General features: G+C 58.2%; 11 protein-coding genes and 1 pseudogene. 5 read left to right on the forward strand and 7 right to left on the reverse strand.

The window, feature by feature from the left end:
- Positions 1-113: 113 nt before the first annotated feature.
- Complete coding sequence (gene dgt, locus ABLU87_RS05000; protein WP_046877770.1) at positions 114-1,628, reverse strand: dGTPase; 1,515 nt, start codon at positions 1,626-1,628, stop codon at positions 114-116.
- 84 nt (positions 1,629-1,712) lie between these two features.
- Here dgt and mtnN point away from each other — a divergent pair, with 84 nt between their 5' ends.
- From mtnN to ABLU87_RS05015, 3 genes are all read left to right on the forward strand, one after another.
- Positions 1,713-2,411 (forward strand): 5'-methylthioadenosine/S-adenosylhomocysteine nucleosidase, encoded by a 699-nt coding sequence (gene mtnN, locus ABLU87_RS05005; protein ID WP_014227993.1) that lies wholly within the window; start codon positions 1,713-1,715, stop codon positions 2,409-2,411.
- Positions 2,404-3,204 (forward strand): vitamin B12 ABC transporter substrate-binding protein BtuF, encoded by an 801-nt coding sequence (gene btuF, locus ABLU87_RS05010; RefSeq protein ID WP_025107381.1) that lies wholly within the window; start codon positions 2,404-2,406, stop codon positions 3,202-3,204. The genes mtnN and btuF overlap by 8 nt, the downstream gene beginning before the upstream one ends.
- A 183-nt stretch (positions 3,205-3,387) precedes the next feature.
- A complete protein-coding gene (locus ABLU87_RS05015) occupies positions 3,388-4,011 on the forward strand; it encodes a TRIC cation channel family protein (protein ID WP_009654554.1) in 624 nt (207 codons plus the stop codon).
- Positions 4,012-4,110: 99 nt separating this feature from the next.
- On the opposite strand, the gene erpA is transcribed toward ABLU87_RS05015, so the two are convergent.
- Both erpA and clcA read right to left on the reverse strand, forming a co-directional pair.
- Positions 4,111-4,455 carry an iron-sulfur cluster insertion protein ErpA gene (gene erpA, locus ABLU87_RS05020; RefSeq protein WP_004098733.1) on the reverse strand — a complete coding sequence of 115 codons (345 nt, stop codon included), beginning with the start codon at positions 4,453-4,455 and terminating at the stop codon, positions 4,111-4,113.
- Between the two features lie 81 nt (positions 4,456-4,536).
- Complete coding sequence (clcA, locus tag ABLU87_RS05025; protein ID WP_032694441.1) at positions 4,537-5,955, reverse strand: H(+)/Cl(-) exchange transporter ClcA; 1,419 nt, start codon at positions 5,953-5,955, stop codon at positions 4,537-4,539.
- A 180-nt stretch (positions 5,956-6,135) separates the two neighbouring features.
- Between clcA and hemL the strand changes: the two genes are divergently transcribed.
- Together hemL and ABLU87_RS05035 are read left to right on the forward strand one after the other, a co-directional pair.
- Positions 6,136-7,416, forward strand: coding sequence for a glutamate-1-semialdehyde 2,1-aminomutase (gene hemL, locus ABLU87_RS05030; RefSeq protein ID WP_032748054.1), 1,281 nt, complete (start codon positions 6,136-6,138; stop codon positions 7,414-7,416).
- 271 nt (positions 7,417-7,687) lie between these two features.
- Positions 7,688-7,783: pseudogene (locus ABLU87_RS05035) on the forward strand (Rpn family recombination-promoting nuclease/putative transposase); the annotation flags it as partial.
- 177 nt (positions 7,784-7,960) lie between these two features.
- Here ABLU87_RS05035 and fhuB read toward each other — a convergent pair.
- Genes fhuB through fhuA form a run of 4 tightly spaced genes read right to left on the reverse strand, consistent with a single transcriptional unit; the run spans position 7,961 to position 13,877 of the window.
- Complete coding sequence (gene fhuB / locus ABLU87_RS05040) at positions 7,961-9,943, reverse strand: Fe(3+)-hydroxamate ABC transporter permease FhuB (RefSeq protein ID WP_064358580.1); 1,983 nt, start codon at positions 9,941-9,943, stop codon at positions 7,961-7,963.
- The gene (gene fhuD, locus ABLU87_RS05045; RefSeq protein ID WP_014227987.1) at positions 9,940-10,830 is read right to left on the reverse strand and encodes a Fe(3+)-hydroxamate ABC transporter substrate-binding protein FhuD; all 891 of its coding nucleotides are present in this window, start codon (positions 10,828-10,830) and stop codon (positions 9,940-9,942) included. Before fhuD ends, fhuB begins: the two co-directional genes overlap by 4 nt.
- Entirely contained in the window at positions 10,830-11,627 is a 798-nt protein-coding gene (gene fhuC, locus ABLU87_RS05050) for a Fe3+-hydroxamate ABC transporter ATP-binding protein FhuC (RefSeq protein WP_004098728.1), read from the reverse strand. The genes fhuD and fhuC overlap by 1 nt, the downstream gene beginning before the upstream one ends.
- Before the next feature lie 45 nt (positions 11,628-11,672).
- Complete coding sequence (gene fhuA / locus ABLU87_RS05055) at positions 11,673-13,877, reverse strand: ferrichrome porin FhuA (protein WP_049082182.1); 2,205 nt, start codon at positions 13,875-13,877, stop codon at positions 11,673-11,675.
- Positions 13,878-14,071: the final 194 nt, after the last annotated feature.

The following is a 14,071-nucleotide window of genomic DNA, read 5'->3' on the forward strand; positions in this document are numbered from 1 at the left end:
ATAACGAATAGTTGCTGTGTTGGTGACTATCAGAGTCATTTTATAGCGCGAAGTTCCGGAATGAAGTTTTGGTAAAAGTAAAAATTTATTGTCCGTCTTTACAAAACTCACCCTTATTCTACGGCCATCAATCGTCGATATTCATCCCATGCATACAAGTCGGTCATTCCGCTGATATAGTCCTGAATGAGACGACAGCGATAATAATATTCCATCACTGGAAACTCCGGATTATTGCGCGAAATCTTATTTACGGCTTCTATGTAAGCTAACCGATGACGAGTTGAAAGTTTCTGAAAAAGACGTGATGCAATCGGTAAACTTCGCACCCGCTCTTTTTCCACCAGCAAACTAAACTCATCCAGCGATAATTTTAACAGCGGCTGGTATATATCTAACAGACCGCTGATCACGCGATAGCCCTGCAGCTCCAGCTGCTCGACATCCGGATGGCTAAACACATGTTTTACCGCGACATTTTTATATAGTTCAAGAAGCTGGCTGCAATCGCTATCGTCCTCAAGCAGCGCATGGTTAAAGTCACCGCTAAAAATCTTCGCCAGGTTATCAATAAACCGCCGCGCCGCATACGGTACCAGCCTATTGAGCGTATTAACCCGTAAATACATAAAAAACTGATCTTCGGTACTCCGGCTCAGAGAATTCGCACGCGATTTCTCCCAGGCGTTTTCGACAACCTGATTAAACAAGGAGCCTTTTTCGTGAACGCCCCAGGCTTCATAGAGATGCTGATAAAGCTGCTCTACGCTGAAGATGCGTTTTTCTACCGCATCTTCAAGGTCGGCGACGCAATATGAGATATCATCCGCGGCTTCCATAATCCACGTTAATGGGAAGCGATTGTAAGGAGCCAGATCCAGTTCTTTACGCAACCTCGCAACATAGCCCTCTTCGGCTAAATAATAACCAGGTTTTTTCATTAAATAATTGTGGCTAGCCGGCGGTTCCCCGCGCCACCATGCCGGACGCGTATATTTTAGAATACAGCCCACCTGCGCCCAGGTGAGATTCATGCGCATCAGCGTATGCACTAAGCGAATACCCTGCGCATTGCCTTCAAACCAGCATAAGTCCTGGCGAACCTTACGCCGCAGCTCATTCAGCTGGCTATCGCCTTCCTGCAGGCGCAGCGCCGCAACCACGCAGCGATCGTCGGTTAACGGCTGGCTGGCCGCATCGCCGGGGAAGAGCCGCTGGCTGAACCAATCATTAATTGCCGCCTCGCCAAAATGGCCAAATGGCGGATTGCCGATATCGTGCATCAGGCAGGCCATTTCAACAATGCTCTCGAACGGCCCGGTAAGCTCATCCAGCCCGTAGCTTTCCAGCAGCTTCTGCTCTTTCAGACGACTCAGCACCTCTTTGGCGATGTAGCGGCCCACCTGCTGAACTTCCAGAGAGTGGGTCAGCCGCGTACGCACCGCGGCATTGCGCTCCAGCGGGAAAACCTGGGTTTTTTGCTGCAGCCGGCGGATCGCCGGCGAGTTGATGATGCGTCCGCGATCGCTTTCGAAAATTCGCAGGATTTCACGCTCCGTCTCAACGCCCTGCGGTGAACGGTAGCGGCGACGCCAGTTAATCTTGTTGCGAAAATCGATCTTAGCCATGATCTCCCCCGAGCGAGCAATAACGTTTCCTTCTAAGCGCATGATAGACTATGCCGCTAAAACCCACACATCGCGAGTAAATCTATGAAAATCGGTATTATTGGCGCAATGGAAGAAGAAGTTACCCTTCTGCGCGACAAAATCGACAACCGCCAGACCATCACTATCGGCGGCAGCGAAATCTACACCGGCCAGCTGCAGGGCGTTGATGTCGCTTTGTTGAAATCGGGCATTGGCAAAGTCGCCGCCGCCATGGGCGCCACTCTGCTGATGGAGCACTGCAAGCCGGATGTGATTATTAACACCGGTTCTGCGGGCGGCCTCGCGTCGACCCTGAAGGTTGGCGATATTGTCGTCTCCGACGAAACGCGCTATCACGACGCGGACGTCACCGCGTTTGGCTATGAGTATGGCCAGCTGCCGGGCTGCCCTGCCGGTTTCAAAGCCGATGATAAGCTGATTGCCGCCGCAGAGACCTGCATCAGCGCGCTGAATCTTAATGCGGTTCGCGGACTCATTGTCAGCGGCGATGCATTCATCAACGGTTCCATTGGTCTCGCCAAAATCCGCCACAACTTCCCGCAGGCCGTCGCGGTAGAAATGGAAGCCACCGCCATCGCGCACGTCTGCCACAACTATGGCGTACCGTTTGTTGTCGTTCGCGCGATCTCCGATGTTGCCGATCAGCAGTCGCATCTGAGCTTCGACGAGTTTCTCGCCGTTGCCGCGAAGCAATCCACCCTGATGGTGGAAAACCTGGTGCAGCACCTGGCTCGTGGCTAAGTCGCTCAACGCGGCGCTTGCCGTCCTGATGCTGCTTGCCCCGGCGTGGCTTTTCGCCGCGCCGCGGGTGATTACGCTCTCTCCCGCCAATACTGAACTGGCGTTTGCCGCGGGTATTACGCCAGTTGGCGTCAGCAGCTATTCCGATTATCCCCCGGAAGCCGCAAAGATAGAGCAGGTCTCCAGCTGGCAGGGGATGAATCTGGAACGCATCGTCGCCCTTAAGCCCGACCTGGTGCTGGCGTGGCGCGGCGGTAACGCTGAACGCCAGGTGAATCAGCTAAGCTCGCTCGGGATAAAAGTCATCTGGGTCGAAACATCGACCATCGAAGAGATTATCGCAACGCTTCGCCAGCTGGCGCAGTGGAGCCCGCAGCCGGAAAAGGCGCGGCAGGCGGCGCAGAAAATGCAGGACGCGTACCAGGCCTTAAAAACCCGCTACGCGAGCGGGCCGAAAAAACGCGTTTTTTTACAGTTCGGCGCCAACCCTCTCTTTACCACCAGCAAAGGCTCGATTCAGGATCAGGTTCTGACGCTGTGCGGGGGAGAAAACATTTTTGCCGCCAGCCGGGTTCCCTGGCCGCAGGTGAGCCGTGAACAGGTACTGGCAAGGCAGCCGCAGGCCATTGTCATCGCCGGCGACGCCAGTCAACTTCCCGCCGTTGAGCGCTATTGGCAGAATCAGCTAAAAATTTCTTTTATTGCGCTACATGGCGACTGGTTTGAACGCGCGAGCCCACGTATTATTCTCGCCGCAAAACAACTCTGTACTGCGCTCGAGCAGATAAAATAATCACCTGCTAACCCAGGTGCTAAAAGGCTATCCCACCAGGCGCAATTGTTGCAGCCAGTTTGGACACGGGCGGCGCGGAACACCCGGAGCGTACATGTGGTACGTGAGGGCGGTGAGCACTGCCCAGGGCCAAACTGGCAAATAAAATCGCCTAATGGGATAGACTCTAAGTGGGAACTGACGATGCTTGTCTATTGGCTGGATATCATTGGCACCGCCGTGTTTGCCATCTCCGGCGTCCTGCTGGCTGGAAAGCTGCGCATGGACCCTTTCGGCGTGCTGGTATTAGGCGTGGTCACCGCGGTAGGCGGTGGCACCATTCGCGATATGGCCCTTGCTAACGGCCCGGTATTTTGGGTTAAAGACCCTACCGATCTGGTGGTGGCGATGGTCACCAGCATGTTCACTATTCTGCTGGTACGCCAGCCGCGCCGGTTACCGAAATGGGTGCTGCCGGTACTGGACGCCGTCGGTCTGGCGGTATTTGTCGGTATTGGCGTTAACAAAGCCTTTCTTGCCCATAGCGGACCGCTGGTGGCCGTCTGCATGGGCGTCGTCACCGGCGTCGGCGGGGGGATCATCCGCGACGTGCTGGCGCGTGAAATCCCGATGATTCTGCGTACGGAAATCTACGCGACGGCCTGCATCGTTGGCGGCATCGTGCATGCGACGGCGTACTACACCTTTCAGGTTCCGTTAGAAAACGCGGCGATGATAGGTATGGTGGTCACGCTGGTCATCAGGCTGGCGGCCATCCGCTGGCACCTGAAGCTGCCAACGTTCGCGCTTGATGAGAATGGACGGTAATAAAAGCAAAACGGTAACCTTAACGTTACCGTTTTTAGCGTTTGCTCACTCTCGCTGTATGAGAGGGCTGGGGAGAAGAGGCTCCCGGGCGCACTATCTTTAGACGCTGAACGAGGAGCCGCAGCCGCAGGTGCTTTTCGCATTCGGGTTGGTCACGATAAAACGCGAGCCTTCCAGACCTTCGGTATAATCGACGGCGCCGCCGACCAGATACTGCAGGCTCATAGGGTCAACCACCAGGCCGACGCCCTGCTTCTCGATAGTCATATCGCCTTCGTTAACCTGATCGTCGAAGGTAAAGCCGTACTGGAAACCGCTGCAGCCACCACCGGTGATGTACACGCGCAGTTTCAGGTTCGGATTGTCTTCATCCGCAATCAGGTCTTTTACTTTAATCGCCGCGGCTTCGGTAAACTCCAGCGGCAACGCTACGTCATCACTCATTTTATGCTCCCATTGATACTTCTGACCGGTTAAAGAATAACCCGACCTTTTGAGCCATTATCCAATACCCGAGTAAATCGTTCAAGTATTCTCCCCGCCGACCGGCTGCGCCTTTGCTTCCTGTTCCGCCTTTTGTTTTGCCAGGGTGCGCTGCAGAATAGTCGAGTATAAAGGCTTACCGCCGAGGAATTGTGCCAATAGTGTTGCGCCGAGACAGGTAATAATCATTGGCAAAATGAGCTGATAGTTATCGGTCATCTCCAGCACCAGCACGATGCCGGTCAACGGCGCGCGAACCGAGGCGGCGAGCAGCGCCCCCATCCCGGCGATGGCAAAGGTGCCGGCATCCAGATGATAGGCCGGAAACAGCGGCGTCGCCGCCATGCCAAACGCCGTGCCCAGCAGCGTCCCCAGCGCCAGCATCGGCGCAAAGATACCGCCGGGCGCGCCGGAAGAGAAGCAAAGCAGCGTGGTAATCACCCGCGCGATAAAAATAAACAGCAGCAGGCCGACGGAAAAATTGCCCGCCGCGGCGATGGGAATCAGGTTAAACCCGCCGCCGGACGCCGCTGGCTGAATCAGGCCCAGCACGCCGCAGCTTCCGCCGATCAGGCCGCCAATCAGCACCCATTTTTTAATGTTGCCGCCGTGGAGCCGCTGGAACATATCCTGGGTGCGCAGCACCAGCGTATTAAACAGCGGGCCAACACAGCCAAAAATCATCCCGAGAATCAAATACAGCCACAGGGTGTTGACCGGCGCGTTGCTGAGCTTACCGACCTCGATAACCGCTTTATCGCCGTTGAAGATACGGAAAACGATGGTGGCCATAATGACGCCGGTAAACACGGCTTTAATGGAGATCAGGTTGTAGCGAAACTGCGGGCGCATCTCTTCAATAATAAACAGAATCCCGGCCAGCGGCGCGTTAAAGGCGGCGGAGAGGCCCGCCGCGGCGCCGGTTGCCAGCAGCGTATGGCGCGCTTCCGGACTGCGCATGCGAAAAACGTCCACCACCATGCGCCCAAGATTGCCCCCAAGCTGCACCATCGGCCCTTCGCGCCCCAGAACCATGCCCGCACCCAGCGTCCCCATGCCGCCGATGAACTTCACCGGCAGTACGCGCCACCAGCGAACGGGACGCAGCTCCTCCAGCGCGCCTTCAATTTCCGGGATCCCGGAGCCGCCCGCTTCCGGCGCAAAACGGCGGACGAGAAAATAGCCCACCATCGCCAGCAAAGCGGAGAGGATAAAGGCCAGCGGCCAGACCAGAAACCAGTGGTCCGCCACCTCTACCAGCGCGCCTATGCGCAGGTTCTGCACCCAGTTGACGCTTTTTTCAAACGCGACGCCGATCAGCCCCGCCAGCGTGCCGACAACGGCCGCCATTAATAACACCGCCAGCGGCGTTTTATCACGCTGAATCAACCGACGCACGGCATCGCTGCGGCGAACGCGTACGAACTGATGTGCTGAAGAAGAGGGGTTTTCTGCTTTCATGCCATTATCAATAATAAGTAATACAAATAGAAAGAAGGTCATTCTAGCCAACCGGACAGGCTCCGTCGTCAAAAAAATGCGCCGTGACCCCATTGTTTCAATTGGGCAAAACTTTCATAACCTTCCTGGAATAACTTAGAATAGTCGACAAAACATTTTTCACGAACCAGGACCCTGGCAATGAGCAAATCTGAAAATCTGTATAACGCTGCGCGTGAACTTATTCCCGGCGGCGTGAACTCTCCGGTACGTGCGTTCACCGGCGTCGGCGGTACGCCGCTGTTTATCGAGCGCGCCGACGGCGCTTACCTTTACGACGTTGATGGTAAAGCGTATATCGATTATGTCGGCTCCTGGGGCCCAATGGTGCTGGGTCATAACCATCCGGCCATCCGCAACGCGGTCATTGAAGCCGCCGAACGCGGCCTGAGCTTTGGCGCGCCGACGGAGATGGAAGTTAAAATGGCAGCGCTGGTCACCGAGCTGGTCCCGACCATGGATATGGTCCGCATGGTGAACTCCGGTACCGAAGCCACCATGAGCGCCATTCGCCTGGCCCGCGGCTTCACCGGCCGTGATAAAATTATCAAGTTCGAAGGCTGCTACCACGGCCACGCCGACTGCCTGCTGGTAAAAGCCGGCTCAGGCGCGCTGACGCTCGGCCAGCCGAACTCGCCGGGCGTGCCGGCGGACTTCGCCAAACACACCCTGACCTGCACCTATAACGATCTGTCATCGGTTCGCGCCGCGTTCGAACAGTATCCGCAGGATATCGCCTGCATCATCGTTGAGCCGGTGGCCGGTAATATGAACTGCATCCCGCCGCTGCCGGAGTTTCTGCCGGGCCTGCGCGCGCTATGCGACGAGTTCGGCGCGCTGCTGATTATTGATGAAGTCATGACCGGCTTCCGCGTGGCGCTGGCCGGCGCGCAGGATTACTACGGCGTTGTGCCGGATCTGACCTGCCTTGGCAAAATCATCGGCGGCGGTATGCCGGTTGGCGCATTCGGCGGTCGTCGTGAGGTGATGGATGCCCTGGCGCCGACCGGCCCGGTTTACCAGGCAGGCACCCTCTCCGGCAACCCCATCGCGATGGCGGCAGGTTTCGCTTGCCTGACCGAAGTGGCGCAGCCCGGCGTGCACGAGACGCTAACCGAGCTCACTAACCAGCTGGCCCAGGGTCTGCTGGACGCCGCGCGCGATGCCGGTATTCCGCTGGTGGTGAATAACGTCGGCGGCATGTTCGGCATTTTCTTTACCGACGCGCCAACCGTGACCTGCTACCAGGACGTGGTGAAGTGCGATGTAGAGCGGTTTAAACGCTTCTTCCACCTGATGCTGGAAGAGGGCGTCTACCTGGCGCCGTCGGCGTTTGAAGCGGGCTTTATGTCCATCGCCCATAGCGAAGAAGATATCGACAACACCGTCGCCGCCGCGCGTAACGCCTTCGCGAAGCTGTAACCTCAACGCCGGGGCCCCCCTGCCCCGGCAATACGCATCTTGTTCAAAAGCATCATTTTGCGTCGGCCCACGCATAACAAGATGCAAACGCGATCGCCTCGAAAGATTGTCATCATCCCGCCTCGTAGAACCCAAAATCGTCGGCAGACAATGGGCAGGCAAAAGCAGATTCTCAGCGGAAACTCAGCCGCAAGGATTGCTCAGAATGACAACACAATCGTCCCCTACACCGCATGACGCCATTTTTAAACAGCTACTGGCCCATATCGATATGCAGCACCAGCGTATTGCGATCCTGGAGCTCCTGCAAAAGCATATTCGCCAGCGGGATCTCATGTTGCTGCTCGAGCAATTGGGGATTCTGCTTAACGCGGGATACACTACCGCCGAGCAGCTAAAAGTGTTTTTTAGCTATATGGGGCAGCGCGGTCGTGACGGAAAACGAATTAGAGCAGTTGCAGAATTCCGCAGTTAGTCCCAACTGAATCCGGGCAAAAAAGGGGATAACATCGCGACGCCCGCCGGGCATCGCGATGGTGAAACGCTACCGGCTCTGCTTTCTCAACAGATAGATAAAGTACGGCGCGCCGATAAACGTCGACAGCAATCCTGCCGGGATTTGGTACGGGAACATCAGCATCCGGCCGCACCAGTCGGCAAACACCAGCAGCACTCCGCCAATCAGGCCGGAGATCGCCATATGCGGCATCGTACGCCGGAATCCCATCATACGCGCAATATGCGGCGCCATTAACCCCACGAAGCTGAGCGGGCCAATCGTTAGGGTTGCGGCCGCGGTCAGACATGCCGCCAGCAGCAGCAGCCCGATACGTGACGGCGTCAGCGCCATCCCGACCGCCCTCGCCGCCTCGCCGCCCAGCGGCAGAATCGTCAACCAGCGTCGGCAAAGCGGCGTCAGCGCCAGCAGAATAAGCATCACCGCGCCGCTGCGCATCACGAGCTCCGGCGTGGCGCTGTAGGTTGAGCCGGAAATCCACGTCAGGATTTGCGCCATTCGCGGATCGCCGCTGGCCTGCAGCATCATCAGCAGCATGGTAAACGCCGTGCTCAGCGCCATCCCCGCCAGCAGCATGCGATGCGGCGAGAACCCGCCGCGTCCGGCGGCAATCAGAATGACCAGCAGCGTCGCCGCCGCGCCGAGGCTACCGGCGGGCAGCAGCCAGCCAAAGGCATTTCCCGGCACGAAGAACAGCATCACCACCACGCCAAACGCCGCGCCCGAGCTGATCCCGAGCACTTCCGGACTGGCCATCGGATTACCGGTTAAGCGCTGGATAATGCAGCCCGCCACCGCCAGCATCACGCCAGCGAACAGCGCCGCCAGAATGCGCGGCCAGCGCCAGGGCATTAGCTCATCCAGTAGCGTACCGCTGGCCCAGTGCCAGCCCTGCGCGTCGCGGCCGAAAGCCAGCGCCGCGACGATGGCCAGCAGCAGAATCGCCAGCCCGCCCAGCGCGAACCACAGCACATGTTGCCGTTCAGCCAGCACGCTATCGCCACCGTTCATCACCGGCGCGCTAATGCTGCGCAGGCGCGGCAGCAGCCATAGCAGCAGCGGCGCGCCAATCAGCGCGGTCACCGAACCGGTGGAGATCTCCATCCACACCCGGGCCAGCCAGAGGATAACCTGATCGGAGAGCCACAGCAGCAGCGCGCCAATCAGGGCCGCCAGCAGCAGGCGCGAGAGCAGGCGACGCGCGCCCAGCATCTTCGCCAACAGCGGCGCGAACAGGCCGATAAAGCCAATAATCCCCACCGCATTCACCAACAGGGCGCTAATGATAATCGCCAGGGTCAACGCCCCCAGCCGCGCCAGCGAGAGCGCCAGTCCGAGGTTGCGCGCCACGCCGTCGTCCAGCCCCATCAGGGTCAGCGGACGCAGCAGCAGTAGCGTTAAAATCGCTCCGCCCAGCAGCTGCGGCCACAGCCGCTGCACCACGCTCCAGTCGGTCTGCGTCAGGGTACCTGTACTCCACAGGAACATACTTTGCAGCCGATCGTGATGGAAAATAGCCATTAGTTGATTAAGCGCGCCGCAGTACAGGCTCACCACCAGCCCTGCCAGAATCAACGTCACCGGCGAGAGGCGTTTGCCCCACGACACGCCAAACACCAGCGCGCCGACAATGCACGCCCCGGCCAGCGCGGCGAACTGCGACGCCAGCACGCCAGGGATCGCCCACAGCGTGGTGACCGTCATGCCCAGCTGCGCCCCGGTCGCCACGCCGAGTGTCGTCGGCTCCGCCAGCGGGTTACGTAGTACCTGCTGGAACAGCACGCCCACCAGCCCCAGCCCGGCGCCGACCAGCAGCGATATCGCCAGCCGCGGCAGCAGGCTGTAGTGGAACAGCATCTGAGCGATATTATCGATATTCGGCTGCCAAAGCGCCTGCCCCCATTCGCTTCGCGGCAGCGCCACGTTGAGGTTGAACAGCGTCAGCGCAGCAGCGACGAGAAGGAGCGTCAACAGCAGTGGTGTCGCCAAAGGCGAAATTCGCGATCTCATGCCGGGCCTCCCTGAGCGTCGGCCAGCACACGGGCAAAATGCATCGCCGATAGCGTCGCGCCATAGAACCACACCGCCGGGACGCGCTGAAAACGCCCTGCGCGAACAAACGGCATCGCTCGCCACAGCGGCGTCGCCATAAGCTGCGCCATCTCCCGCGCATTGCCGTGGTCGAAGCAGATAACGTCGGCGTCTCTGTAGGCCGCCAGCCGGTCAATACCGACGGTGACGCTGCCCCAGAAGGTGGTTTCGCCCTGCCAGGCATTTTTGATGGCAAAGCGGTCGAGCACCTCCTGGAACAGGCAGTTTTGCGCAAAAACCAGCACGTGACGGCTATCAAGCAGAGTAATCATCAGCAGCGGACGATCGCCGCGGCGGGCAAAGCGCGGTCGCAGGCTCTCCATCAGCGCGTCAAATTCCGCCAGATGGCGCTTCGCTTCCCGCTGCCTGCCGATCAGATCAGCCATTTCGCCAAGCGACTGCTGAGCCATCATCAGCGGGCGCTTGCCGTCGCTGAAGGTGAATCCTCGTCCGGGCGCTATACGCGCCAGCTTTTCCGCCGACGGGCCGTATCCCGCCGACCAGACCAGAAACGACGGCTTCATCTGCGTCAGCAGCTCCAGATTGGGCTCGGTACGCAGCCCGACGTCAATCACCGAATCAGGCAGCGCCGGTTCATTGACCCACAGCCGGTAGTTAGGGATATCGGCAACGCCGTAGGGCGTAACGCCCAGCGCCAGCAGCAGCTCTACCGGCAGCCATTCGAGCGCGACAATACGCTGCGGATCCACTTCCGCCGCCCGCGCGCCGCGCATCTGCCACAGCAGCGGCGACAGCGCCATTGCGGTCAGCAGGCGCCGCCGCGTGATGAATGTGAGGTTTTCCATCAATAGACAAAACTTACCGGCGCTGCGCCAGCCGGATGCGGCAGGATCCCCATCGGGATGCCGTAAATTTGTTCCAGGGTTTCGCTGCGCATCAGCTCCGCGGGCGTTCCCTGAGCGATCATCTCACCGCCGCGCAGCGCAACCAGATAGTCGCAGTAGCGCGCCGCCATATTGATATCATGCAGTACGGCGATCACCGTCAGCCCGCGCTGCTGGCTGAGGCGATGGACCAGCGCCAGCACATCCACCTGGTGGGCGATATCCAGCGCCGAGGTCGGCTCATCGAGCAGCAGGCAGCGGCTATCCTGAGCCACCAGCATGGCAATCCACGCGCGCTGGCGTTCACCGCCGGAGAGGCTGTCCACCAGCCGGTGGGCCAGCGGTTTTAGCCCGACCAGCGCAATCGCCTCTTCCACTTTCTCCCGATCCGCCGCGCCAAAACGCCCCAGCGCTCCGTGCCACGGGTAGCGGCCGATCGCCACCAGCTCACGCACCGTCATGCCTTCCGCCGGTGGCAGCTGCTGCGGCAGATAAGCCACTTTGCGGGCAAAGGCTTTACTGCCCCAGCTGTCGAGCGGCTGACCGTCGAGCAAAACCTCCCCGTCCGAGGGCGCCTGATGGCGGCCAAGCATTTTCAGCAGCGTCGATTTGCCGGAGCCGTTATGGCCAATCAGGCCCGTGACTTTTCCCGCCGGGAAGGTTAACGACAGAGGATGCAGCAGCGTTCTGCCGGGCACGCGGAAGGTCACGCGGTCCAGTGAAAACGTCGTATCGGAGTGCGGAGTGATTTCCTGCATAACGGAACCTGGTCAGAGGCGCGGCGAACCGCGCCCGTTAAGTGGTTAGAAACGGAAAGTCGCGGTCGCCACAACCTGGCGCTCAGCGCCCCAGTAGCATGCGTACTCGCTATAGCAGCTGGAAACGTATTCGCGATCGAACAGGTTGTTGACGTTGACCCCGATCGACGAACCCGGCAGACCAAAGCGCGCTAAATCATATTTCACGGTGGCATCCATTAACGCGTAGCCCGCGACGTTGAAGGCGTCATCTTTTTTCCCCGTCGAAGTATCGTTTTTGTAATAGCTTACCGTTGAACCGACATAGCGCGCCCCGGCACCCACCGTCAGGCCGCTCAGAGCGGTTTCGTGGAAGGTGTAGTCGGCCCACAGCGACGCCATGTTGCGCGGCACTTCCGCCGGACGCTTGCCGTTAAAGGTGGTGTCATGCTGGTATTGGGCGTCGGTATAGGTATAGGAAGCCGTCACGTTGACGTTGGCGTTAACCGCCGCCTTCGCCTCCAGCTCAATCCCGCGAGAGCGGATTTCGCCCGTCTGGATGCTGAACGAGGCGTTGTTCGGATCCGCCGTCAGGTTTTTATCTTTGGTCAGCTGATATACCGCGGCGGTCAGCACGACCGGCATATCCTTCGGTACGTACTTCACCCCGGCTTCATACTGTTCGCCGTGGGAAGCATCGAAGGGTTTACCATCCCGCGACGATCCGGAAACCGGCTCAAAAGACTGGCTGTAGCTGAAGTATGGCGAGATACCATTATCAAACAGATAGTTAATACCGCCGCGCCAGGTGAACTGCTGATCGTGATTTTTGGCGAGGGTATTCGCAGGGCGCGTCAGGGTTGAAGCCATCGCATAGTCGTAGCGGCCCCCCAGCGTCATCACCCACTTATCCCACGCCATCTGATCCTGAGCATAGAGACCGGTCTGCTCCATACGGTTCAGCACTGAATAGGGGAAGTTAACGCTAACGTTTGCATTGCCGTACTGCGGATTCTGCATGTCAAGCGCGGAAGCCGTCCCGTAATCGGCGTTCACATCATTGCGCATGCGCGAATAATCCACGCCGGTTAACAGAGTGTGCCCGACCGCGCCGGTAGCGAAATCAGACTGCAGCTGAGTATCAACGGTAAACGTATTAAGGTTCTCATCGGAGCGAACATACGCACGGTTGATTTTGCCTGTCGGCGTATATCCGTTGCCGTAGACCGAACGGTAGAGGGTATGGACGTTGGCATAACGCAGGTTCTGACGCACTGTGAAAGTATCATCAAACTGATGCGAGAAGCTGTAGCCCACCATCTGCTGACGGCGGGACATCTTATTATCCGCTTCGCCTTCGTTAAAGTCCGTCGGCAGCTTATGCGCCTTACCGTTGGCGTCGTAATACGGCACCACCGTCCCTTCACGCGGCAGCCAGCCGTAATATCCGGCATACGGATCGCTCTGGAAATTACTCAGGAAAGTAAAGTCCGTTTTGTCATCCGGACGCCAGCTAAAGGAGGGGGCGACCGCGTAACGGGTAGACTTCGCCATTTGCTGCTGGGCGTCCTGGCTGCGGCCCAAACCGGTCAGACGATAAGACCACACGCCGTCATCATCAATGGCGTCGCTGAAATCAAATCCCGTCTGCCACAGATTATCGGTGCCCATTTTAAACTGGATTTCTTTCAGCGGCTCAGTGGTCGGACGCTTGCTGACCATGCTGACGATACCGCCAGGGTTGCTGTTGCCGTACAGCACCGACGTTGGCCCGCGCATCACCTCAACACGTTCGAGGAAATAAGGGTCCATCGATACTTCGGAATAGTTATTACCCTGCAGCTTCATCCCATCCAGATACTGGTTGGTATTCACCGTTGTCGACGTGGTGAAACCACGAATCGTCACTACATCATAGGTGGTTGAGCTGCCGCGAGTCGAGAATACGCCCGGCGTATAGGCCAGCGCTTCTTTCACCGTCGTCGGCTGCTTCATCTCCATTTCCTGACGGGTCACCACGGAAATAGACTGCGGCGTTTTTTCGATGGGGGTATCGGTTTTTGTTGCGGTAGCCGAATGTTTCGCCGCGATGGTCGCTGCCGGTCCCCAGGCGCTCTCCTGCGGGGCCGGAGCGGCGGTGACGGTAATGGTTTCTTCTTTCGGTTCAACTGCCGCCTGTGCATAAACAGACATGCCGCTAACCGCCGTGGCTACTACAACTGCGATTTTACGCAGCGAGTGATTTGGCTGAGCAGTTTTAAGACGCGCCATGGGTATATCTCTAATAGAAGTGAATGATAACGTAAACGAGAATTATTATTATAACGGGTGACATAATAGGCGAAACGCGCGCGGCAAGGCAAGAAATATGCCCCCTGTGAGCGATCAAAGGATGAATAAATAACCAGACGGTAAGTGTGGGGTTAAACGGCTGTTAATTAAATGACAGAGATAAAAAGGCCCCC

Source organism: Klebsiella sp. CB_Kp196 (assembly GCF_040061575.1).
GTDB lineage: Bacteria > Pseudomonadota > Gammaproteobacteria > Enterobacterales > Enterobacteriaceae > Klebsiella > Klebsiella michiganensis.